The following is a 21,015-nucleotide window of genomic DNA, read 5'->3' as shown; positions in this document are numbered from 1 at the left end:
AGCCGTGATCCGCATCTGGCAGACGGTTCTTGCGCGGAGTGAAGAGTATGTTCGAGACGCGCGACGGTGAAACGCTTCTTGCAGCCGATCCGGCGCAACTGCGGCCAGACGGCCATGTCGTCTTTATCGGCCGCATTGTTTCGCCTTGGACGAGGCGGGAAGACTGCCCCAAGAATATGAGAGCCGCCCGCGAATCAGGGCGGGCCGCAACCGTCCTGATCGACGAACCCTACCGCCCGGGGCTGCACAACCTCGACCGCGCCAGCCACGTCGTCATCCTGTCCTGGCTGCATCACGCGCCGCGCAATCTGATCGTGCAGAAACCGCGCCATGCGGCTGAATCGAAAGGCGTTTTCTCGTTGCGCTCCCCTGCCCGGCCGAACCCTGTCGGCCTGCATGTGGCGAAGCTCGTCGCGCTCGACATCGAGGCCGGCCGGATCGAGATCGACGCCATCGACGTGCTCGACGCCACGCCGGTCATCGACATCAAGCCCTACTACGCTTCGACCGACGCCTTCCCCGAGGCAACCATCGCCGGGCGCGACGAGAAATGAGCGCCTCCACCGGCCGCCGCCGCGCCATTGCCAAGGCGCTGACCGCGCTCTTGCCGCTCGCTCCTTACGCCGACATGGAAAAGATCCGCGCCGATGCCGGTTCGGTGCATATGAAGACTCTGCCGCCGACGATCGCGGTATGGTTGGCAACGATCGCCCATGTCCGTCACGCCCATACCGACTATGAAAAGCTGCTCGCCGAAGGCTACGACCGCGACTCGGCGCGTTTCTTCGTCATCGAGAAGACCAATATGGTGCTCACCCGCTGGCGCGCCACAAGGCTGCTGGAGGAAGACGACGAGGACGAATGAGGCCAAGCAGCGCTGCCTGCCTGGCTCTACTGCATCCGCAACCGGACGCTAGCCTGCCTCGCCGCAACTCACGAGGAGGAATGAAATGAGCCAGGCCGCCGCCACGCCAGCCAAATTCCCCCTTCTCTCCGATCGCCATCTCGACCCTCACGCCTATCCCGAGGGCGTGGCCTTCCTCGACGGGCAATATCTGCCGATGTCCCAGGCCAAAATCTCGGTGCTGGACTGGGGCTTTCTGCATTCGGACGCCACCTACGACACGGTCCATGTCTGGGACGGCCGCTTCTTCCGCCTCGACCTCCATCTCAACCGCTTCTTCGGCGGGCTGGAGAAGCTGCGCATGACGATCCCGTTCGATCGCGACGGCGTTGCCGAGATTCTCCACAATTGCGTCGCGCTCTCCGGCCACCGCGCGGCTTACGTCGAGATGCTGTGCACGCGCGGCGCCTCGCCGAGCTTCAGCCGCGACCCGCGCCAAGCGATCAACCGATTTATGGCGTTCGCTGTTCCCTTCGGCTCGGTTGCCAATGCCGAACAGTTGCGGAGCGGCCTTCATGTCGCGATCAGCGACAAGGTGCGCATCCCGCCGGCCTCGATCGATCCCTCGATCAAGAACTACCACTGGCTGGACCTCGTGCGCGGCCTCTACGATGCCTATGACCGTGACGCCGACACCGCGCTGATCCTCGACTTCAACGGCAATGTCGCCGAAGGCCCGGGCTTCAACGTCTTCTGCGTCAAGGACGGCAAGCTGTCGACGCCCGCCGTCGGCGTGCTGCCCGGGATCACGCGCCGCACCGTGTTTGACCTGTGCGCCGAGGCTGGCCTTTCGGCGGTCGCGACCGAAGTCAGCGTGGCCGCGCTGAAAAAGGCGGACGAGGTCTTCATCACCTCGACCGCCGGCGGCGTCATGCCGGTAACGACGATCGATGGCGCGCCTGTCGCCGACGGCAAGGTCGGTCCGATCACCGAGCGGCTGATGGCGCTTTATTGGAAGAGGCATGAGGACCCGGCCTGGTCGAGCGCGGTGCGCTACCCCTGACGTGCCAGCCAAATAAATCCGGCGGCGCCTCTGGAAAATCGCCGAAAGCGCCGTACATTCAGCAAGCGGAGTAACCTCCGCTTATATCCGGAATACATCGCCCGTAAGGCAATCCCAGGAAAAGCGCATAGCCGTTTTCCGTCCGGAATTGCGCAAAACAAACACTTGGAGTGCCCGGCGATCCTGAGAGGCGCCGCACCGCTCCAAGGGCAAGGATCACAGATCATGACTGATAAGGTTTGGTTCATCACCGGATCGTCGAAGGGCTTCGGCCGCGTCTGGGCCGAGGCCGCGCTCGCTCGCGGCGATCGCGTCGCCGCCACTGCCCGTGACGCCGGGACGCTTGCCGATCTCGTCGAGAAATATGGCGACAACATCGCCGCCTTGAAGCTCGACGTGACCGACAAAAAGGCGGTCGACGCCGCGATCGCCGAGGCGCACAAGCGCTTCGGCCGGCTCGACGTCGTTATCAACAACGCCGGCTACGGCCATTTCGGCGCGATCGAGGAGGTCACCGAGCAGGAGGCGCGCGACCAGATCGAGACCAACGTCTTCGGCGCGCTTTGGGTGACGCAGGCGGCGCTTCCCATCATGCGGGCGCAGCGCTCCGGCCACATCATCCAGATCTCGTCGATCGGCGGCGTCAACGCCTTTGCCTCCATCGGCCTCTACCACGCCTCGAAATGGGCGCTGGAAGCCTTCAGCCAGTCGCTCAGCCTGGAAGTCGCGCAGTTCGGTATTCACGTGACCCTGGTCGAGCCGGGCGGTTTCTCCACGGACTGGGCTGGACCGTCGGCCAAGGTCTCCAAGCCGTTGGACGTCTATGAGCCGGTCCGCGCCGCGATGGCGGAGCGCCGCAGCCGCTCGGTCGCCGGCGATCCGCAAGCGACCGGCCCGGCAATGCTGGCGATCGTCGATGCCGCCGAGCCGCCGCTCCGGGTCTTCTTCGGCGACGCCGGCCTGCCGATGATCAAGCAGGAATACGCCAATCGCATCGCCACCTGGGAAAAGTGGGATGATGTTTCGGTCATGGCGCAAGGCGCCAACAAGAACCGTAAGGCAGCCTAATCCCAAAAACACTCGGCCATGTCGCCTTGCGCGGCATGGCCTCCCGTCACCGATAGATCCACTGCTCCGGCACCCGCACGGAAATCTCTTCGCCGACGGTGATCGTGCCCGGCTTTTCGACCCACGCGACCAGGCCGCGTAGCCGTTTCGCCTCCTTCGGGAAGAGCAGCGCGGTGGCGTCGGGATCCGCGGCGCCGACGTGCTCGGCGATCGACTGTCCGGCAAAGCGGCAGGGCTTGTTCTGGCCGTCGACCTTGAGCGTCGCGCCACCCTTGAAGAACATCAGCGAGCCGGCCGGCAGCATCGAAAGATGCGGCACGCCATCGATCACCAGATTGGCGCCGATCCATTCCGGCCTGATTTCCGCGAGGCCCATGCGCTGCGCGACAATGGTGAGCTCGTCCGCTGCGACAAGCGACAATTGCCGCTCGTTGCGCATCTCGGTGCCGCGCGGATACCAGGGCTCGCGCCCGCCTGAATGCCGCGTCGTCCCGCCATGGAAGTCGCCGGCGATGCCATCGAAGCCAAGCCGCAGTTCATCGACCGCCCTCGTCTCGAAATGATCGTGCGGGGCTGCATAGAGCGCCGCCGCCTTGGCCGTCAGCTTGCGGCCCGGCACGATTTCCACCGCCGGTTCCGCCACGGGAAAAAGTTCGAGGTTCGTTTCCTGCATGCCGTTGGTCTAAAGGTGCCGGAGAATGCGGTCCAGTCGAAAGCGCTGATGATCCGATCACGCCGCTTGATGGCGATCACGATCTTCTTACCGCAAATCGCTTTCGCCAACCTCTGCGAACCGCAATGCTGCCGCGCCGGCGGCATAGACGACTGCGCGCGCAACCGGGAAGGTTCGATCATGCAGGTTGGACACGCAATCGCGGCGCTTTGGCTGTTCTGGGTGGTATCCTGGGTGCTTGCCGCTGCCTGGGCGGATCCGGCGCAAAAGCGCGCCGATCTCAAGTCGGAGGCGCGCTATCGCGTCCTTTGGCTGGCCGGCACCGTGCTGATGTTCGTGCCGGCGCACGGCTATGCCGGCCGGCTGAGGCTCTGGACGCCGACGCTCGCCGAGGCCTGGATCTGCGTTGCCTTGATCGCGATCGGCATCGCCTTCGCCTGGTGGGCGCGGCTGCATCTTGGCCGGCTGTGGTCGGCCAACGTCACCGCCAAGGCCGATCATCGCGTGGTCGATACCGGCCCTTATAGCCTCGTCCGCCACCCGATCTACAGCGGCCTGCTGCTGTCGATACTCGCCACCATGGCGGTCAAGGGCACGGTCTGGGGCGTTGCCGGCGCGGCGCTGCTGCTTGTCGGCGTTGTCGTCAAGGCGAGGCTGGAAGAAACCTTCCTGCGCGGCGAGCTCGGCCCAGCCTACGACGATTACGCCAGGCGCGTGCCGATGCTGGTGCCGTTCGCGCCAGCGTGAAGGCCGGCTACAGCATTCTCAGCAAGGCGCCACCAATCGAATAGCCGGCGCCGAAGGCGCAGATCAGGCCGAAATCGCCGGCCTTCATGTCGGCATGGTTCTCCGACAGCGCCACGATCGCGCCGGCGCCGGCCGTGTTGCCGAGCCGCTCCAGCACCATCGGCGCGCGATCGTGATCGACATCGTGGCCGAAGGACAATTTCAGGATCATCGCATTCATGCGCGCATTGGCCTGATGCAGCCAGAACCGGCGGATCCCCTGCGGCGTCAGCCCATGCTCGGCCAGGAACTCGACGATGAACTTTTGGCCGGCGACGGTGACTTCCTTGAACACCTTGTTGCCGACCTGCTTGATGAGATTGCCTTCCAGGTTGATCATGTAGGGATCGTCCTGGGCGGTGCGCGTGTGATAGCCGAGATTGGTGCGGATGTTGTTCGACATCTGCGTCCAGGTGCGCGTGTCGAGCACCTCGAAACGCCCCGGCCGCTTTTCGCCCTGCGCCAGCCCCTCGACGACCATGGCGACCGAGGCGTCGCCGAAGATGAAATGCGTCTGCCGGTCGCGGAAGTTGAGATGGCCGGTGATGATTTCCGGCGTCGACACCAGGACGCGCTTGTGCGCCCCTGCCCTCACCAGGTTGACGGCGACATGCAGCGCGGCTGCGGCCGAAGAGCAGCCCAACCCCATGTCGAAGCCGGCGCCCTTGGTGCCGAGCGCTTCCTGCATCTCGATGGCGATGGCCGGATAGGGCCGCTGGTGATGCGAGGCCGAGCAGATGACCAGATCGATGTCCGACCCGTCGACCCCGGCATGGGCAAGCGCTTTCCTGGCCGAGGCAATGCCGAACTCAGCCTCCAGCGACAGCGCGTCGTCCGGCCGCGCCGGAATGCGCGGCGTCATGCGGGTCGGGTCGAGAATGCCCTCGCGCTCGATGACATGGCGGCTCTTCACCCCCGAGGCATGCACGATGAAGTCGCTGTCCGATTTTTGCAAAAGCGTTTCGCCGGTGTTGGCGCGGCGCGCATTCTCGGTGTCAACCCAGCTGTTGAAGCTGGCGACCAGCTCTTCATTGGTGATGACGGGTTCAGGGATTTCGGCGCCGATGCCGCTGATGATGACGCGATGCATGTCCGATCCGTCTAGAGCATTCCAGGAAAAGTGAGAACCGGTTTTCCGTTCGGAATTGCGTTGAACAAATGCCCCGGCGTAACGGGCCTGATGTGGGCGCGGAAATGGCCTGGCGCAACCCTTGTCGCATTTGGCCGGTTTATGCCAGCTTAAATCGACAACCCTCGCTGGCATCGCGGCGAAACGCGATAGCCGGAATTTGCTCAGGCGCGTTTGGCGACGATGAAAATCCGCGGGAAGCGCAGCAGCACCTTGCCATTCGCCGTCTTCGGATAGGCCTTGGCGATCTTGGCGGTATAGCTGTCGAGGAACAGCTTCTTCTCATCCGGGTCGAGCGGATCGAGGAAGGGCTTCAGCCCTGTCGACTTGACCCATTCGACGATCGCTTCGGCGTCGGCCAGCGGATGATTGTAAATCGTGTGCCAGATGTCGAGCCGGTCGGCGAGCGGCGACAACAGATCGTAGTAGAACGACACCGGCGGCAGCGGCCCGCGCGCGGCGCCCTTGAGCTTGGCCGCGAACGGCACTTCGGCCGCCGTCTCGCGCATCAGTTGGTGCGAGGGCTCGCCCAAATTGTCGGGCATCTGGATGGCCAGGGCGCCGCCCGGCGCCAGAAGCCCCATTAGCCGCTGGAACACCGCCGGGTGTTCCGGCAGCCACTGGAAGACGGCGTTGGCGAAGATGACGTCGACGGGATGCTCTGGCTGCCATGCGGCGGCATCCGCCAGCTCGAAATTGACGTTCGGCAGCCGCGCCCTCGCCTTCTCGATCATGTCGGGCGAGGTGTCGAAGCCGCTGACCCGGGCATCCGGCCAGCGCGCGACCAGAAGCTCGGTCGAGTTGCCCGGACCGCAGCCGATATCGACGACACGGCGCGGAAAATCGACCGGCACCTGCGCCACGAGATCGCGCGCGGGCCGCGTGCGCTCGTCCTCGAACTTCAGATATTGGGCGGCGGACCAGTCAGCCATGTTAGAACCTTCGCTCTGTTCGCCGCCCTCGGACCGATGTTACCGCGTCAGCCGCTTGTGCGTCATGCGGTGCGGGGTTGCCGCCTCGGCGCCGAGGCGCCGCAGCTTGTCCTTCTCATATTCCTCGAAATTGCCTTCGAACCACTCGACATGCGCGTCGCCCTCGAAGGCCAGCATATGGGTGGCCATGCGGTCGAGGAACATGCGGTCGTGGCTGATGATGACGGCGCAGCCGGCATAGGCTTCGAGCGCATCTTCCAGCGCGCCCAGCGTTTCGGTGTCGAGGTCGTTGGTCGGTTCGTCGAGCAGCAGAACATTGCCGCCGCCCTTCAGCATCTTGGCCAGATGCACGCGGTTGCGCTGGCCGCCCGACAGGTTGCCCACTTTCTGCTGCTGGTCGCCGCCGCGGAAGTTGAAGGACGAGCAGTAGGCGCGGCTGTTGACCTCGTGCTTGCCGAGCTTGATCACCTCGGCGCCGCCCGAAATCTCTTCCCACACGGTCTTGTTCGGATCGAGCGCGTCACGGCTCTGGTCGACATAGCCAAGCCGCACCGTCTCGCCCTTGCGGATCGTGCCGGCATCCGGCGTCTCCTGGCCGGTGATCATTTTGAACAGTGTCGTCTTGCCGGCGCCGTTCGGGCCGATGACGCCGACGATGCCGCCCGGCGGCAGCCGGAACGATAGGTTCTCGATCAAGAGCTCGTCGCCAAAGCCCTTGTTGAGGCCTTCGACCTCGATGACGACATTGCCGAGGCGCTCGCTCGCCGGGATGACGATCTGCGTGTCGGTCGGCTTGCGGTTCTGAGACTGCTCGACCAATTCCTCATAGGCCTTGATGCGCGCCTTGGACTTGGTCTGGCGCGCCTTGGGCGAGGATTGGATCCACTCGCGCTCGCGCCAGATCGACTTCTGGCGCGCGTCGTCCTCGCGCCCTTCCTGGATCAGGCGCTTGGCCTTGGCGTCGAGATATTTGGTGTAGTTGCCCTCGTAGGGGATGCCGCGGCCGCGATCGAGCTCGAGGATCCAGCCGGTGACGTTGTCGAGGAAGTAGCGGTCGTGGGTGATGATCAGCACCGAGCCCGGATAGTCGCGCAGGTGCTTTTCCAGCCATTGCGTGGTTTCGGCGTCGAGATGGTTGGTCGGTTCGTCGAGCAGCAGGAGGTCGGGCTGTTCGAGCAGCAGCCGGCACAGCGCCACGCGGCGGCGCTCACCGCCCGACAAGTTGGTCACCTCGGAATCCGGCGGCGGGCACTGCAGCGCGTCCATCGCCATCTCGACCTGCTGCTCGAGGTCCCACAGATTGAGGCGGTCCATCTCGTCCTGGAGCTTGGCCGACTCGTCCGCCGTCTCGTCGGAATAGTTCATCATCAGCTCATTGTAGCGCTCGATGATGGCGGTCTTCCGGGCAACGCCGTCCATGACGTTTTCACGCACGGTCTTGGTGTTGTCGAGCTGCGGCTCCTGCGCCAGGTAGCCGACGGTGGCGCCCTCGGCCAGCCACGCCTCGCCCTGGAACTCCTTGTCGAGCCCGGCCATGATGCGCAGGATCGTCGACTTGCCCGAGCCGTTGGGGCCAAGGATGCCGATCTTGGCGTCCGGATAGAAGGACAGGTGAACGTTATCGAGCACCTTCTTGGTGCCGTAGGCCTTCGACAGGCCTGACATGTGATAGATGAACTGGCGAGCCACGCGCGCTTTCCCTGGAAACTAGTTGTCAAGGTGAATGGGGGTTGCGCGCTATGTAGGCGATGAAGCGCCGCACGGCAATCGCTTTCGGCACGCCGGCGGCCAAACAGGGCGCATTCTGCGGTTTGCGCCGCCAGTTCGTCGATCCAGGTCCGTCAACAGCTTTTCGCTGCTCCGCGATCGCGCGAAAGATGCGGCTAGCCATTCGCCTTCAAAACGATGCTAGATTGGGAAATCGCGGCCAAGCCGCGATTTCGGGGAAGAACGGCCGTCCAAAGAACTCCAGCCTACTGGAATCCGATCGCGTCGACCGTGCCTTTCGGACAACCGGCCTTGCCTGTCGGCGCGGACGCCATCAAGAGATCGGCAAGCTTGCTGTCGGGCCCGATCGGCCCGGACAGGCCGAGCGTGATCTCGCCGATCAGGCGCCGGCCGCTCGATGGGTCGACCAGGCAGGACACGCGCACGCGGTCGCCGGCGCCGGCGCCGAAGGCCGCGTTGAAGGCGCTGCGGATCTGATCCGAGGTCAGCTGCTTGCCGATGTTCTTGGTGAAGAGATCGCGCACCGCCGAGGCGTTCACCGCCCGCATCAGGTTAAGCGCGTCGGAGAAATACTCCTGCTGACTCTTGCCGTAGCAGGTGCCGTGCTTGATCCATTCATGCCGCTCCAGCTTGGAGGCCGTGCCAGGCATCACCTGGTCGAGCTCGGCGCGCGTGTTCGCATCGAGCTTTACCGGCGGCAAATCTCCCCAATGCGTCGGATTGTCATTGGCTTTGTCGGCCGCCGGCACCTGGCAATAGAAATTGCCGTTAGGCTGCGGCCACAGGCCGTGCAGCGTGAAGTGCGAGGCATCGAACTCGGTGGGGTTCTGCGCCTTGCATTCGGGCTTGCTTGCCTTGGTCTCGCAGAAGGCCGGCTGCCAGCTCAGCGCAAAGACATATTCGGGTTTTCCGGAGGCGGACGATGGCTTGGCCTGACCGGCAGGCGCCGGGGTCGTCGCCGCGCTGCCGCCGCTGACATGGCCGCAACTGATCTTCACCCAGCGCCGCTCGGGGTCGGCGCCCGGCACCTGGATGAGATAATGGGTGGGCTCGTCCTTGTTGCCGGCGAGTAGCTCATAGCTCTTGCCCGTCTCGGTCGAGATGTTGCCGGGATTCTTGCCGCTCTTGATGGCCTGCGTCGCCGGACAGGCGCTGTCGGCAACGAAAGTCCCGCTCATCTTGACGTCGGCATTAGCCGCGCCGGCGCCGGCCAGAGCCAGCACCATCGAACCCCACAATGCCCAAACCCGCATCCCGCTCTCCCGGCGATCATTGAACCGTATTGGATTCGTCACACTAGAACAGGCGACGTGTCAGAATTGCGATCTTTTTCATCGTGCGAAAGAACAATCCCCAGCTGAGCGCGCTCTCGTCGGCGTGTTCGCAAGCGCGCTCGCCCACTTGACGCCGGCAAAGCCCTCGCCCAACAGTCGCCGAGGGAGCGAGACATGCCATTCGACAGAAAGACCAGGCTGGCCTCACCGACCGGGGCCGAGCTCAACCTTTATGTGAAAGAAGCCGCAGGACATCCACGCGCCGTGGTCCAGATCAACCATGGCCTGGCCGAGCATGCGGCGCGCTATGCCCGCTTTGCCGATTACCTCGCGCCGCGCGGCTTCCACGTCTACGCCCACGACCATCGCGGCCATGGCGCGACGAAGGCGCCCGACGCGCCACTCGGCAAGTTCGCCGACAGCGACGGCATCGCCAAGGTGATCGCCGATGTCGACGCGGTGCACGACCTGATCGCGGCCGAGCATCCGGGACTGCCGGTGATCGCCTTTGGACATTCGCTCGGCGCCTCGATCGCGCTGAACTTCGTGCTGCGGCACTCGCAGCGCGTCCATGCCGCCGCAATCTGGAACGGCAATTTCTCGCAAGGGCTTCTTGGCCAATTGGCACTGCTCATCCTCGGCTGGGAACGGATGCGGCTGGGCTCCGACGTGCCGTCGCGCCTTCTGCCAAAGCTCACCTTCCAGGCCTGGGGCAAGGCGGTGCCCAACCACCGCACTCTGTTCGACTGGCTGTCGCGCGACCCCGCCGAGGTCGACAAATATGTCGCCGACCCGCTCTGCGGCTGGGACGCCTCCATCTCGATGTGGCGCGACGTGGTCAACATGGCGCAGCACGCCGGCAAGGATTCGAGTTTTGCGACCGTGCGCCGCGACCTGCCCGTCAACCTCATCGGTGGCGAGAAGGATCCCGCATCCGATTACGGCAAGGCGGTCCATCATCTCGCAAAGCGCATGCAGGCGATGGGCTTTTCGAATCTGGTTTCAAAGGTTTACCCGGAAACCCGCCATGAAAGCCTGAACGAGATCAACCGCGACGCCGTCATGAACGATTTTGCCGCCTGGGCGGACAGCGTGCTGAAACCCTGATCCGGCTTGGCCTACTGCATGGGTCGTGACACGACCGGTGCGGGTTGCTAGAGGCTGCCTTTCGTTAGAACACGGTGATCCATGGCCGAACCCCCGCTGAAAGGCATCCGCGTTATAGAGCTTGCCCGCATCCTGGCCGGCCCCTGGGCCGGGCAGTTGCTCGCCGACCTCGGCGCCGATGTCATCAAGGTCGAGAGCCCGGATGGCGGCGACGACACCCGCAAATGGGGTCCGCCCTTCGTCATGAGCCATGACGGCGAGAACCTATCGGCCGCCTATTACCATTCCTGCAATCGCGGCAAGCGCTCGGTCGCGGTCGACTTCTCCAAGCCGGAAGGCGCCGAGACGCTGCGCAAGCTGGTCGCCACCGCCGATGTGCTGATCGAGAACTTCAAGCTCGGCGGCCTCAAGAAATACGGCCTCGACTATGACAGCCTGAAGGCCATCAATCCGCGTCTCGTCTATTGCTCGATCACCGGCTTCGGCCAGGACGGTCCCTATGCGCCCCGCGCCGGCTACGACTTCATCATCCAGGCGATGGCCGGCATGATGTCGATCACCGGCGAGCCCGGCCGCGAGCCGCAGAAGGCCGGAGTCGCCATCTCCGATCTCTTCACCGGGCTCTATTCGGTGATCGCCATCCAGGCAGCACTTCGCCATGCCGAACAGACCGGCGAGGGTCAGCACATCGACATGGCGCTCTACGACAGCCAGATCTCGGCGCTCGGCAATCATAACCTCAATTATCTGGTCTCCGGCAAGTCGCCGGTGCAGATGGGCAATGCCCATATGAACATCGCGCCTTACGAGGTGCTGCCGGTGAAGGACGGCCACATCATCCTGGCCGTCGGCAATGACGGCCAGTTCGGCAAGTTTTGCGCCGTGGTCGGGCTCACCGATCTGCCCGCCAATCCGGATTTCGCCACCAATCCCGCCCGTGTCGCCAACCGCGTGAAGCTGCGCGAACGGATCGTCGAAACACTCGCCACTTGGGATCGCGATCCGCTTCTGGCGAAGCTGGAAGCCGCCGGCGTGCCCGCAAGCCCGATCAACACGATCGGCCAGATGTTCGCCGACCCGCAGACCATCGCGCGCGGCATGCGGCTCGACCTCGACGACGGCCACGGCAACCTCTTGCCGTCCGTGCGCGCGCCGATGGTGATGTCGGGCACGCCGCTCGTCTATGAACGCCCCTCGCCGCGCCTTGGCGAGCACACTGCAGAAATCCTTGCCGAATTGGAGAGAGCAAAATGAAGACCGGCGGACAACTGATCGTCGAGGCGCTCGAGGCGAACGGCACCGACCGCATCTTCTGCGTTCCGGGCGAATCCTATCTCGCGGTGCTCGACGCGCTGCATGACTCCTCGATCCGCACCATCGTCTGCCGTCAGGAGGGGGGTGCCGCGATGATGGCCGACTGCCAGGGCCGGCTGACCGGCAAGCCCGGCATCTGCTTCGTCACCCGCGGCCCCGGCGCCACCAACGCCTCGGCCGGCGTCCATATCGCCATGCAGGATTCGGTGCCGATGATCCTGTTCATCGGCCAGGTCGCCAGCCACGCCAAGGAGCGCGAGGCCTTCCAGGAGGTCGACTACAAGCGCTTCTTCGGCGACATCGCCAAATGGGTGGTGGAGATCGACGATGCCGCGCGCATCCCCGAATTCGTCACCCGCGCCTTCGCGGTGGCAACGTCAGGCCGCCCCGGCCCGGTGGTCATCTCGCTGCCGGAAGACATGCTGACCAGCGAGGTCGAAGCGCCGAAAGCGCTGCCGCACACGCCGGTCGAGACGCGTCCTGGCGAAGCCGAGCTCGACGCGCTGCAGATGCTGCTCGCCAATGCCAAGCGGCCGTTCGTCATCCTCGGCGGCACCCGCTGGAACGAGGAAGCCGTGGCGCATATGCGCGCGATCGCCGAGACGTGGTCGCTGCCCGTCGGCTGTTCCTTCCGCCGCCAGATGCTGTTCGACCATCTTCATGCGAACTATGCCGGCGATGTCGGCATCGGCATCAATCCCAAGCTCGCGGAGCGGATCAAGCAGGCCGACGTCGTGCTTTTGATCGGCGGCCGCCTGGGCGAGATGCCGTCTTCCGACTACACGCTGCTGAAGAGCCCCTACCCCGACCAGGCGCTGGTGCATGTCCATGCCGATGCCGGCGAGCTCGGCCGCGTCTACCGGCCGACGCTGGCGATCAATGCCTCCCCCGCCGCCTTCGTCGAGGCCTTCGCCAAACGCAAGCCCGCCGCTGGCCCTTCCTGGGCGGCCGAGGCGGAAAAGGCGCATGCCGCCTATCTCGAATGGTCGACGCCGCCGCAGACCGGCCCGGGCGCCGTCCAGATGGGTCCGATCATCGAACATCTGGGAAAAGTCCTGCCGGAGGACGCCGTCCTCACCAACGGCGCCGGCAACTACGCCACCTGGGTGCACCGTTTCTACCGCACCCGCCGCTTCGGCACACAGGCCGCGCCCACCTCCGGCTCGATGGGCTACGGCACGCCGGCCGCGGTCGCCGCCAAGTCATTGTTCCCGGATCGCACCGTGATCGCCTTCGCCGGCGACGGTTGCTTCCTGATGAACGGCCAGGAGTTCGCGACGGCTGTTCAGTACGACCTGCCGATCATCGTCATCGTCGTCAACAACGGCATCTACGGCACGATCCGCATGCATCAGGAGCGGGAATATCCGAGCCGCGTCGTCGCCACCGAGCTCAAGAACCCTGACTTTGCCGCGCTCGCCCGCGCCTATGGCGGCCATGGCGAGACGGTGGAAAAGACCGCCGACTTCGCGCCGGCCTTCGAACGCGCGCTGGCCAGCGGCAAGCCGGCGATCGTCGAGATCAAGCTTGATCCCGAAGCGATCACGCCGACCCGCACGCTGACGCAGATCCGCAACAAGAGCTGAGTGCCTATGAGAGTTTAGGCTGAGTTCCTTCGCGCCCCCCTCTGTCCTGCCGGACATCTCCCCCACAAGGGGGGAGATCAGGCCTCACGCCGGCTTTCGCCAATCACTGGCGTTGCAGAATTGGCGTCGCGACGAAACTGCTAATCTCCCCCCTCGTGGGGGAGATGGCCAGCAGGCCAGAAGGGGGCGCTGTCCCGCCGACTTCCAAAGGGATCGCAATCCCGACGGACCCTACATCGCCTTCTCGATCTGGCCGCGGATCTCGCCGTCCTTGTTCTTGGCTGTGTGGATGTTGACGTAATATTTGCCGGCCTCCAGATCGGATACCTGCGCGTCGGTCAGCGTCGCCGATCCTTTGATCGGGCTCTTCAGCTTCTTGAACGGGATGACGGGGTCCGCATTCGCGCCCTTATCCGCCGGGCCATGGATGTGACCGGCCACGGCAGGCCCGCTGAGACCGGAATATTTGACGTTCCAGCTGAGCTTCTTGCTTGTCGTATCGAAGGTGAGAGTGGCGGTTCCCTTGCCCTTGGTGGTCACGGGCGGGCTCTGCTGGCTGCCGTCGAGCGTCGCCATGAACTTCATCGTCTCGGCCATGGCCGGCGATGCGAGAAGGAAGGCGGTCGAAACGGCCAAAGCCGAAAGCATCGGCACGGATAGGATGCGCATGAAGAACCTCCGTTGATTGCAGCATCCTGCGCGGCTCCCCAACGCGCGGATGCGCCAATTAACGGTTGGGCGGCCGGATGTATCCCGACACACGAATATTTTACCGCGACCAAGAAAAAGGGGCGGTCGCCCGCCCCTTTCCACCTTCCGCGTTGAAAGCGGAGCTTACTTGATCGCCTTGTCGGTGATCGCGGTCGTGTAGGCGCCGCTCGCCTCCTTGCTGATGATCTTCTGGTCGAGCAGCGCCTTGGCGGTGCGCTCGTAAGCGGCCGGGATCAGCTTGCCGTCGGCATTGTCCACCAGCTTGGCCACTTCCTTCATCATGAACTTCTGGTGGTTCTCGTCCTGGCCGCCGGCGTCGACGACGATTTCGGCCGCCTCGTCAGTGTTCTCGGTGGCATATTTCCAGCCCTTCATCGAGGCGCGCACGAAGCGCACCATCTTGTCCTCGAAGGCCGGATCCTTGAGCTTGTCCTCGAGCGTGTAGAGCCCATCCTCCAGAAGGTCATTGCCCATGGCCGAGTAGTTGAAGACGATCAGGTCTTCCGGCTTGTAGCCGGCATCCAGCACCTGGCCGTATTCGTTGTAGGTCATGACCGAGATGCAGTCGGCCTGCTTCTGGATCAACGGCTGCACGTCAAAGCTCTGCTTCAGCACGGTGACGCCGTCCGGGCCGCCATCGGTCTTGAGACCGATCTTGTTCATCCAGGCGTAGAAGGGATATTCGTTGCCGAAGAACCAGACGCCGAGCGTATGGCCCTTGAAGTCGGCTTCGGTCTTGATCGGCCCGGCCTTGGGGCAGACCAGTTCCATGCCGGCCTTCTTGAACGGCTGGGCGATGTTGACGAGCCCCACGCCCTTGTCGCGGGCCGCCAGCGCGCCGCCCATCCAGTCGACGATGACATCGGCTCCGCCGCCGGCGATCACCTGCTCGGGCGCGATATCCGGGCCGCCCGGCTTGATCTCGACGTCGAGGCCTTCGGCGTCATAGAAGCCCTTGGCCTTGGCGACATAATAGCCGGCGAACTGGGCCTGCGTGACCCATTTCAATTGCAGTGTCACCTTGTCGGCGGCCATCGCCTGGAAGGCGGCCAGCGACATGGCGCCGGCCAAAGCGGAAATCAGCAGTCTTTTCATGTTTTTACCCTCTGAAGTTAGTACCCAAACCCACCGCCCCTATCCACCTCGGACAGAGGGGTGCCAAAACGTGACGGCTCTTTCGATCAGAGCGACCACGCCATAAAAGACCGAACCCGCCAGTGCTGCAACTGCGATTTCGGCCCACACCATGTCGATGTTCATCCGCCCGACTTCCGTCGAGATGCGGAATCCCATACCCACGACAGGCGTGCCGAAGAACTCCGCGACGATGGCGCCGATCAGCGCCAGCGTCGAGTTGATCTTCAGCGCATTGAAGATGAATGGCATTGCCGCCGGCAGCCTTAGCTTGAGCAGCGTCGGCCAATAGCCCGACGCATAGGTGCGCATCAGGTCGCGTTCCATGTGGCCGGAGGCGGCGAGACCCGCGACGGTGTTCACCAGCATCGGGAAGAAGGTCATGATGATGACCACCGCGGCCTTGGACGGCCAGTCGAAGCCGAACCACATGACCATGATGGGCGCCACGCCGATGATCGGCAGCGCCGAGACCATGTTGCCGATCGGTAAGAGCCCGCGCCTCAGGAACGGCACGCGATCGGCGAGGATGGCGACGGCGAAGCCGGCGAGGTTGCCGGCGACATAACCGATCAGCACCGCTTTGAAGATCGTCTGCCGCACATCCGAGCCCAGGATCGGCAGCGAGTTGGCGATGCGCGCGCCGATGGCGCTGGGCGGCGGCAAGAGGATGAAAGGGATGCCGGCGCCGCGCGTCATCGCTTCCCAGATGATCAGGATCCAGGCGCCGAAGATCGCCGGGATGATCAGGCGCAACGCCACGCTTTGACTCGGACGCAATGAGGACAGCAGGGCAACGCAGCGCCAGGCAAGCAGCCAGGCGGCGGCAAGCAGCAGGAAATACGGAGCAAGGGCCGTGCCCTCGAAACCGGCTATGCCCTTGATCAGGAGCCAGGCGGCGGCATGGGCGCCGACGAAGAGCACGATCGCCTCAACGATCGGGGTGAGCTTCACCATCGAGACAAGCGCCGCGATCAGCAGCAGCCCGATGATCAGGCCTTTTGCGCCCATATAGGGATAGGCAAGCGTTGCGGTCGGGTCCGCCAGCGCGGCTGCCTCCGGCTTCGTCATTGCGCCGAGAGCAAAGGCGATGAGGCACAGCGCAATCGCCAGCACCGCCTGCCAAGAGGGTTTCAACCAGGTCATGCCGGCCTCCCGCCCATGGCGCGGTCGACGAGGCGGCCGGCGATGCCCACCACCATCACCAGCAGCGCCGCGACGATGGAGCCCGCAACCAGCGCCGACCAGATATCGATGGTCTGGCTGTAATAGGCGCCGGCGAGCAGCTTGGCGCCGATGCCCGCGACCGCGCCCGTCGGCAGCTCGCCGACGATGGCGCCGACCAGGCTTGCCGCCACAGCCACCTTCATCGAGGTGAACAGGAACGGCACCGAGGCCGGTACCCTGAGTTTCCAGAAGGTCTGCGAGGCGCTGGCATTGTAGGTATGCATCAAATCGAGATGCATGAGCTCGGGCGAACGCAGGCCTTTCACCATGCCGACGGCGACCGGGAAGAACGACAGGTAGGTCGATATCAGCGCCTTCGGGATCAGGCCGGTGATGCCGATCGCCGCCAGCACCACGATGATCATCGGCGCCACCGCCAGGATCGGAATCGTTTGCGAGGCAATGATCCACGGCATCAGGCTGCGGTCGAGTGTCGCCACATGCACGATGCCCACCGCAATCACGATGCCGAGCGCGGTGCCGAAGGCGAAGCCGAGCAGCGTCGAGGATAGCGTCACCCAGGCATTGTAGACGAGGCTGCGGTTCGAGGTGACGGACCGCAGAAAAGTGTTTTCGAAGAAATTCACCGCCACCTGGTGCGGCGCCGGCAGGGTCGGCTTCGGCTGCGACAGCGTCTTGCCGATGAACTCGACAGCGCCGGGCGTCTCATTGCCTCGTTGATCGAGGTCGCGCTGGAACGGCGCGTTGAGGATGACGGCAAAAACGTACCAGAGCACCACCACGCCGGCGAGGATGGCGGTGACGGGAATGATTTTCGAGCGGAAGCTATCCATGGCGTTGCCCTCGCGGGCCGTGCGCCTTCGTCATCCTAGGGCGAAGCAGGAGCGTAGCAGCCTGCGCGACTGGAGCCGCCCACCGTGATCTCGTCATCCTAGGGCGGAGCAAGGAGCGTAGCGACGCAGCGCAGACCCTAGGATCCATGCCGTTACTTCTCCGCTCCGCAGCGGTGCAGAACAGGGCTTTTTGTGCCGAGCCCCGGGCGGATATTCTCGACCGCTTACGCCCTTCGACCAGCGCCACGGCATGGATCCTAGGGTCTGCGCTCCGCTTCGCGTCGCTCCGCCCTAGGATGACGAAATCGCGGTCGCCGGCTCCCTTCACGCGCGCGTTGGCGCCTCTGCTCCGCCCTAGGATGACGAAGGCGCGGGGGGACGTCCCCTCACCCGACCTCCGCTTCGCTCCGGCCACCCTCTCCCCGGTGGGGAGAGGAGGGAGCGTATCCTCGTCCGCCTCAATCATCATAGCTGTGCCCAGCCCTCAGCCCATCGCGCACCCGCGCGGCGATCGCCAAGAACTCCGGTGTCTCGCGGATGTCGAGCGGCCGCTCCTTCGGCAGCGTCGATTCAATGATGTCGGTGACGCGGCCCGGCCGCGGCGACATCACCACGATGCGGGTCGACAGATACACCGCCTCGGGGATCGAATGGGTGACGAAGCAGATCGTCTTGTTGGTCCGCGCCCAGAGGTCGAGGAGCTGCTCGTTCAGGTGATCGCGCACGATCTCGTCCAGGGCGCCGAACGGCTCGTCCATCAACAAAAGGTCCGCGTCGAAGGCGAGCGCGCGTGCGATCGAGGCGCGCTGCTGCATGCCGCCGGACAGCTGCCAGGGATATTTCTTCTCGAAGCCCGCGAGATTGACGAGTTCCAGCGTGCGCTTGATGCGCTCCGCCTGCTCAGCCTGCGAGAGGCCGATGATCTCAAGCGGCAGCGCCACATTGCGCTCGATCGTGCGCCACGGAAACAAGGCCGCCGCCTGGAAGACGTAGCCGTAGGCGCGTTTCTCGCGCGCCTGTTCCGGCGTCATTCCGTTGACGGAGATCGCGCCCGAGGTCGCCCTTTCCAGATCGGCGATGACGCGCAGCAAGGTCGTCTTGCCGCAGCCGGACGGGCCTATGAAGGAGACGAACTCTCCCTTGCCGATGGTGAGGTCGACATTGGAGAGCGCCTGCACCGGACCGTCATTGGTCTGGAAAGTGAGGCCGAGCTTGCTTGCCGAGACGACGGCTGGCGGCTGTTCGCTCATTGGCTGCAGCCTGCCTTTCGCAGCCGCTGCCGCGCCGTCCGCAATCCGGTTGATTTTATGATAGCGTTGCTTTCCACTCGTCCTGTCCCACCCGATCGACGCCGCCCGGAGCCTTGCCGATGTCGCCTAAACCCACCTGTCATCTCGTTCGCCCCGAAAGCACCTATCAGGGCAAGCAGGGGCTGAGCTATTTCGCCGGCATCGCCGCCGAGACCGTCGGCTCCTCCGGCATCTGCATGCATCTTCTCACCATGCCGGCCGGCGCCCGCGCCAAGGCGCATATGCATGAAAGCCACGAGACGGCCATCTACGTGCTCTCGGGCGAAGTCCACACCTGGTACGGCGACCGGCTCGAGCACCACATCGTCGTCAAGGCCGGCGACCTCTTCTACATTCCGGCCGGCGTGCCGCATCTGCCCGCCAATCTGAGCGGAGCGCCGTCCTCGGCAGTCATCGCCCGCACCGATCCCAACGAACAGGAAAGCGTCGTCCTGCTGCCGGAACTGGATGGCCTGGTTGCTTGACCCTGACGGGATCGCCGTCATTTGCATCGCGCGACTTCGCCCATCACATGGCCGTCCTCGTCGGCCACCACCAGCTTCTTGGCATTCTTTGCGCTGCGCTTGATGGTGAACTTGGTGGGCGCCTGTCCCTCTTCGCCTTCCGCCTCACATTTCGCCGTTACCACCAGCGAGCCGTCGGCCTGGGGCTGCTTGTCGCTGAAGGTGCAGGCGCTGGCCGCCGTGATCAGTTCCTTGTCAGTCAAAAGCAGCATCTTGTCGGCGGCGACCTCCTGGCCGTTCCGGTTGATGCAGCCATATTTGTCGCCATAAGGTTTTGAGAGATCGATGCCGGCGGCCCATGCATGGCCGGCCGCAAGCACAAAGGCTGCGCCTAAGAATAGTCCCCCGCGCCGCATCTCAGACCCCCGTCGCCGGAATGCCTGTGCGCTCCACCTTGCGCGGCGCGGAAATCTCCTTCCAGGTCGACAGCGCCCGGTTGACCGCCGCGTTCGGCTCACGCGCGACGAACTCTCCATGGCCGGCCTTGGCCTTGACGTCCGCTTCCTCGATCGAGAGCTCGCCACGCGAGAAGACGAAGCGCGGCAGGCCGGTCACCTCGAAACCTTCGAAGACATTGTAATCAATCACCGACTGCTGCTTCTTGGCCGAGATGGTCTTCTTGCGCTTCGGGTCCCACACGACGATGTCGGCGTCGGCGCCTTCGACGATCGCGCCCTTCTTCGGATACATGTTGAGGATCTTGGCGATGTTGGTCGAGGTCACCGCGACGAACTCGTTCATCGTCAGCCGCCCCGTGTTGACGCCCGTCGTCCACAAGACCGGCAAGCGGTCCTCGAGCCCGCCCGTGCCGTTCGGGATCTTGGTGAAATCGCCGATGCCGTTGCGCTTCTGCTTCGTGGTGAAGGAGCAGTGGTCGGTCGCCACCACCTGCAGCGAGCCGGCCTGCAGGCCGGCCCACAGCGAATCCTGGTGCCACTTGCTGCGGAAGGGCGGGCTCATCACCCGGCGCGCCGCATGGTCCCAGTCCTTGTTGAAATACTCGGTCTCGTCGAGCGTCAGATGCTGGATTAGCGGCTCACCGAACACCCGCATGCCCTTCTGCCGGGCGCGGCGGATCGCTTCATGGCTCTGCTCGCAGGAGACATGCACGACATAGAGCGGCACGCCGGCCATGTCGGCGATCATGATGGCGCGGTTTGTCGCCTCGCCTTCCACTTCCGGCGGACGCGAATAGGCGTGCCCCTCGGGGCCGTTGTTGCCGGCGGCTAAAAGCTTTTGCGACAGTGCCGCGACTACGTCGCCATTCTCGGCATGCACCAGCGGCAGGGCGCCGAGATCGGCGCAGCGCTGGAACGACGCATACATCTCGTCGTCATCGACCATCAGCGCGCCCTTATAGGCCATGAAGTGCTTGAACGAGGTGATGCCCCGGTCGACCACCGTCGCCATCTCGTCGAACACCTGCTTGCCCCACCAGGTGATCGCCATGTGGAAGGAATAGTCGCAGGACGCCTTCGAGGTCTTGTTGTCCCACATCTGCAGCGCTTCCAAGAGCGACTGCTGCGGCGCCGGCAGGCAGAAATCGACCACCATCGTCGTGCCGCCGGAGAGCGCAGCGCGCGTGCCGGATTCGAAATCGTCGGCCGAATAGGTGCCCATGAAAGGCATTTCGAGATGCGTGTGCGGATCGATGCCGCCCGGCATGACATAGCAGCCGGTGGCGTCGAACTCATGATCGCCATGCAGGTTGGAGCCGATGGCGACGATCTTGCCGTGCTGCATCAGCACGTCGGCCTTCCACGTGCGGTCGGCCGTCACGATGGTGCCGTTCCGGATGACTTTGGTCATATCTGTTCCCCTGTTCTTTCGCG

Annotated in this window: 21 protein-coding genes; 9 read left to right on the top strand and 12 right to left on the bottom strand. The window is 64.3% G+C overall.

Translation table 11 applies throughout. From position 1 onward, the window contains the following. Nucleotides 1–47 precede the first annotated feature (47 nt). The 4 genes from tsaA to EN852_RS20985 all read left to right on the top strand — a co-directional run bounded on the left by tsaA (nucleotide 48) and on the right by EN852_RS20985 (nucleotide 2,975). A complete protein-coding gene (gene tsaA / locus EN852_RS21000; RefSeq protein WP_127876740.1) occupies nucleotides 48–554 on the top strand; it encodes a tRNA (N6-threonylcarbamoyladenosine(37)-N6)-methyltransferase TrmO in 507 nt (168 codons plus the stop codon). Continuing rightward, nucleotides 551–865: a DUF2293 domain-containing protein gene (locus EN852_RS20995; protein ID WP_127876739.1), complete on the top strand. Its 315-nt coding sequence runs from the start codon at nucleotides 551–553 to the stop codon at nucleotides 863–865. Before tsaA ends, EN852_RS20995 begins: the two co-directional genes overlap by 4 nt. 85 nt (nucleotides 866–950) lie before the next feature. Further along, nucleotides 951–1,907: a D-amino acid aminotransferase gene (locus EN852_RS20990; RefSeq protein WP_127876738.1), complete on the top strand. Its 957-nt coding sequence runs from the start codon at nucleotides 951–953 to the stop codon at nucleotides 1,905–1,907. 225 nt (nucleotides 1,908–2,132) lie between these two features. Continuing rightward, nucleotides 2,133–2,975 (top strand): SDR family oxidoreductase, encoded by an 843-nt coding sequence (locus tag EN852_RS20985; RefSeq protein ID WP_127876737.1) that lies wholly within the window; start codon nucleotides 2,133–2,135, stop codon nucleotides 2,973–2,975. 46 nt (nucleotides 2,976–3,021) lie between these two features. On the opposite strand, the gene EN852_RS20980 is transcribed toward EN852_RS20985, so the two are convergent. Continuing rightward, the gene (locus tag EN852_RS20980) at nucleotides 3,022–3,648 is read right to left on the bottom strand and encodes an MOSC domain-containing protein (protein ID WP_127876736.1); all 627 of its coding nucleotides are present in this window, start codon (nucleotides 3,646–3,648) and stop codon (nucleotides 3,022–3,024) included. Between the two features lie 48 nt (nucleotides 3,649–3,696). Here EN852_RS20980 and EN852_RS20975 point away from each other — a divergent pair, with 48 nt between their 5' ends. Then, nucleotides 3,697–4,395: an isoprenylcysteine carboxylmethyltransferase family protein gene (locus EN852_RS20975; protein WP_246694340.1), complete on the top strand. Its 699-nt coding sequence runs from the start codon at nucleotides 3,697–3,699 to the stop codon at nucleotides 4,393–4,395. Nucleotides 4,396–4,402: 7 nt separating this feature from the next. On the opposite strand, the gene EN852_RS20970 is transcribed toward EN852_RS20975, so the two are convergent. The 4 genes from EN852_RS20970 to EN852_RS20955 form a co-directional block, all read right to left on the bottom strand. Beyond that, nucleotides 4,403–5,524, bottom strand: a complete 1,122-nt coding sequence (locus EN852_RS20970; protein WP_127863201.1) for a beta-ketoacyl-ACP synthase III — start codon at nucleotides 5,522–5,524, stop codon at nucleotides 4,403–4,405. Between the two features lie 203 nt (nucleotides 5,525–5,727). Then, a complete protein-coding gene (tam, locus tag EN852_RS20965) occupies nucleotides 5,728–6,495 on the bottom strand; it encodes a trans-aconitate 2-methyltransferase (protein ID WP_127863200.1) in 768 nt (255 codons plus the stop codon). Nucleotides 6,496–6,534: 39 nt separating this feature from the next. After that, nucleotides 6,535–8,184 carry an energy-dependent translational throttle protein EttA gene (gene ettA / locus EN852_RS20960; RefSeq protein WP_127876735.1) on the bottom strand — a complete coding sequence of 550 codons (1,650 nt, stop codon included), beginning with the start codon at nucleotides 8,182–8,184 and terminating at the stop codon, nucleotides 6,535–6,537. Nucleotides 8,185–8,468: 284 nt separating this feature from the next. Further along, nucleotides 8,469–9,476 carry a ribonuclease gene (locus EN852_RS20955; RefSeq protein ID WP_127876734.1) on the bottom strand — a complete coding sequence of 336 codons (1,008 nt, stop codon included), beginning with the start codon at nucleotides 9,474–9,476 and terminating at the stop codon, nucleotides 8,469–8,471. 195 nt (nucleotides 9,477–9,671) lie between these two features. Here EN852_RS20955 and EN852_RS20950 point away from each other — a divergent pair, with 195 nt between their 5' ends. The 3 genes from EN852_RS20950 (at nucleotide 9,672) to EN852_RS20940 (ending at nucleotide 13,504) form a co-directional block, all read left to right on the top strand. Next, on the top strand, nucleotides 9,672–10,604 hold the full coding sequence (locus EN852_RS20950; protein ID WP_127876733.1) for an alpha/beta hydrolase: 933 nt from the start codon (nucleotides 9,672–9,674) through the stop codon (nucleotides 10,602–10,604). A gap of 81 nt (nucleotides 10,605–10,685) precedes the next feature. After that, nucleotides 10,686–11,858 carry a CaiB/BaiF CoA-transferase family protein gene (locus tag EN852_RS20945; protein WP_127876732.1) on the top strand — a complete coding sequence of 391 codons (1,173 nt, stop codon included), beginning with the start codon at nucleotides 10,686–10,688 and terminating at the stop codon, nucleotides 11,856–11,858. Continuing rightward, nucleotides 11,855–13,504 carry a thiamine pyrophosphate-binding protein gene (locus EN852_RS20940; protein ID WP_127876731.1) on the top strand — a complete coding sequence of 550 codons (1,650 nt, stop codon included), beginning with the start codon at nucleotides 11,855–11,857 and terminating at the stop codon, nucleotides 13,502–13,504. The genes EN852_RS20945 and EN852_RS20940 overlap by 4 nt, the downstream gene beginning before the upstream one ends. A 231-nt stretch (nucleotides 13,505–13,735) precedes the next feature. Here EN852_RS20940 and EN852_RS20935 read toward each other — a convergent pair whose 3' ends face one another. From EN852_RS20935 to EN852_RS20910, 5 genes are all read right to left on the bottom strand, one after another. After that, nucleotides 13,736–14,173: a CHRD domain-containing protein gene (locus tag EN852_RS20935; RefSeq protein WP_127876730.1), complete on the bottom strand. Its 438-nt coding sequence runs from the start codon at nucleotides 14,171–14,173 to the stop codon at nucleotides 13,736–13,738. A gap of 165 nt (nucleotides 14,174–14,338) precedes the next feature. Further along, nucleotides 14,339–15,310, bottom strand: a complete 972-nt coding sequence (locus EN852_RS20930; protein WP_127863193.1) for an ABC transporter substrate-binding protein — start codon at nucleotides 15,308–15,310, stop codon at nucleotides 14,339–14,341. A 39-nt stretch (nucleotides 15,311–15,349) separates the two neighbouring features. Continuing rightward, entirely contained in the window at nucleotides 15,350–16,495 is a 1,146-nt protein-coding gene (locus EN852_RS20925; protein ID WP_127876729.1) for an ABC transporter permease, read from the bottom strand. After that, complete coding sequence (locus EN852_RS20920; RefSeq protein ID WP_127876728.1) at nucleotides 16,492–17,370, bottom strand: ABC transporter permease; 879 nt, start codon at nucleotides 17,368–17,370, stop codon at nucleotides 16,492–16,494. The genes EN852_RS20925 and EN852_RS20920 overlap by 4 nt, the downstream gene beginning before the upstream one ends. A 458-nt stretch (nucleotides 17,371–17,828) precedes the next feature. Beyond that, on the bottom strand, nucleotides 17,829–18,620 hold the full coding sequence (locus tag EN852_RS20910; RefSeq protein ID WP_127876726.1) for an ABC transporter ATP-binding protein: 792 nt from the start codon (nucleotides 18,618–18,620) through the stop codon (nucleotides 17,829–17,831). Between the two features lie 113 nt (nucleotides 18,621–18,733). On the opposite strand from EN852_RS20910, the gene EN852_RS20905 reads away from it, so the two are divergent. Then, nucleotides 18,734–19,144 (top strand): cupin domain-containing protein, encoded by a 411-nt coding sequence (locus tag EN852_RS20905; RefSeq protein WP_189546077.1) that lies wholly within the window; start codon nucleotides 18,734–18,736, stop codon nucleotides 19,142–19,144. Between the two features lie 17 nt (nucleotides 19,145–19,161). Here the strand turns inward: EN852_RS20905 and EN852_RS20900 are convergent, their stop codons facing one another. Beyond that, complete coding sequence (locus tag EN852_RS20900) at nucleotides 19,162–19,539, bottom strand: hypothetical protein (protein WP_127876724.1); 378 nt, start codon at nucleotides 19,537–19,539, stop codon at nucleotides 19,162–19,164. Nucleotide 19,540: 1 nt separating this feature from the next. Beyond that, nucleotides 19,541–20,992 (bottom strand): dihydropyrimidinase, encoded by a 1,452-nt coding sequence (gene hydA, locus EN852_RS20895; protein WP_127876723.1) that lies wholly within the window; start codon nucleotides 20,990–20,992, stop codon nucleotides 19,541–19,543. Nucleotides 20,993–21,015: the final 23 nt, after the last annotated feature.

The sequence above is a fragment of the Mesorhizobium sp. M2E.F.Ca.ET.209.01.1.1 genome (assembly GCF_004010375.2).
In the GTDB taxonomy this organism is placed as follows: Bacteria; Pseudomonadota; Alphaproteobacteria; order Rhizobiales; family Rhizobiaceae; genus Mesorhizobium.
The sequence above is the reverse complement of the archived record's forward strand: the minus strand, read 5'-3'. Positions and strand labels throughout refer to the sequence as shown.

Bases quoted from the DNA above. Each gene is read 5' to 3' on its own strand.
- tsaA (WP_127876740.1), top strand. From the start codon at position 48: ATGTTCGAGACGCGCGACGGTGAAACGCTTCTTGCAGCCGATCCGGCG.
- EN852_RS20995 (WP_127876739.1), top strand. From the start codon at position 551: ATGAGCGCCTCCACCGGCCGCCGCCGCGCCATTGCCAAGGCGCTGACC.
- EN852_RS20990 (WP_127876738.1), top strand. From the start codon at position 951: ATGAGCCAGGCCGCCGCCACGCCAGCCAAATTCCCCCTTCTCTCCGAT.
- EN852_RS20985 (WP_127876737.1), top strand. From the start codon at position 2,133: ATGACTGATAAGGTTTGGTTCATCACCGGATCGTCGAAGGGCTTCGGC.
- EN852_RS20980 (WP_127876736.1), bottom strand. From the start codon at position 3,648: ATGCAGGAAACGAACCTCGAACTTTTTCCCGTGGCGGAACCGGCGGTG.
- EN852_RS20975 (WP_246694340.1), top strand. From the start codon at position 3,697: ATGATCCGATCACGCCGCTTGATGGCGATCACGATCTTCTTACCGCAA.
- EN852_RS20970 (WP_127863201.1), bottom strand. From the start codon at position 5,524: ATGCATCGCGTCATCATCAGCGGCATCGGCGCCGAAATCCCTGAACCC.
- tam (WP_127863200.1), bottom strand. From the start codon at position 6,495: ATGGCTGACTGGTCCGCCGCCCAATATCTGAAGTTCGAGGACGAGCGC.
- EN852_RS20955 (WP_127876734.1), bottom strand. From the start codon at position 9,476: ATGCGGGTTTGGGCATTGTGGGGTTCGATGGTGCTGGCTCTGGCCGGC.
- EN852_RS20950 (WP_127876733.1), top strand. From the start codon at position 9,672: ATGCCATTCGACAGAAAGACCAGGCTGGCCTCACCGACCGGGGCCGAG.
- EN852_RS20945 (WP_127876732.1), top strand. From the start codon at position 10,686: ATGGCCGAACCCCCGCTGAAAGGCATCCGCGTTATAGAGCTTGCCCGC.
- EN852_RS20940 (WP_127876731.1), top strand. From the start codon at position 11,855: ATGAAGACCGGCGGACAACTGATCGTCGAGGCGCTCGAGGCGAACGGC.
- EN852_RS20935 (WP_127876730.1), bottom strand. From the start codon at position 14,173: ATGCGCATCCTATCCGTGCCGATGCTTTCGGCTTTGGCCGTTTCGACC.
- EN852_RS20930 (WP_127863193.1), bottom strand. From the start codon at position 15,310: ATGAAAAGACTGCTGATTTCCGCTTTGGCCGGCGCCATGTCGCTGGCC.
- EN852_RS20925 (WP_127876729.1), bottom strand. From the start codon at position 16,495: ATGACCTGGTTGAAACCCTCTTGGCAGGCGGTGCTGGCGATTGCGCTG.
- EN852_RS20920 (WP_127876728.1), bottom strand. From the start codon at position 17,370: ATGGATAGCTTCCGCTCGAAAATCATTCCCGTCACCGCCATCCTCGCC.
- EN852_RS20910 (WP_127876726.1), bottom strand. From the start codon at position 18,620: ATGAGCGAACAGCCGCCAGCCGTCGTCTCGGCAAGCAAGCTCGGCCTC.
- EN852_RS20900 (WP_127876724.1), bottom strand. From the start codon at position 19,539: ATGCGGCGCGGGGGACTATTCTTAGGCGCAGCCTTTGTGCTTGCGGCC.
- hydA (WP_127876723.1), bottom strand. From the start codon at position 20,992: ATGACCAAAGTCATCCGGAACGGCACCATCGTGACGGCCGACCGCACG.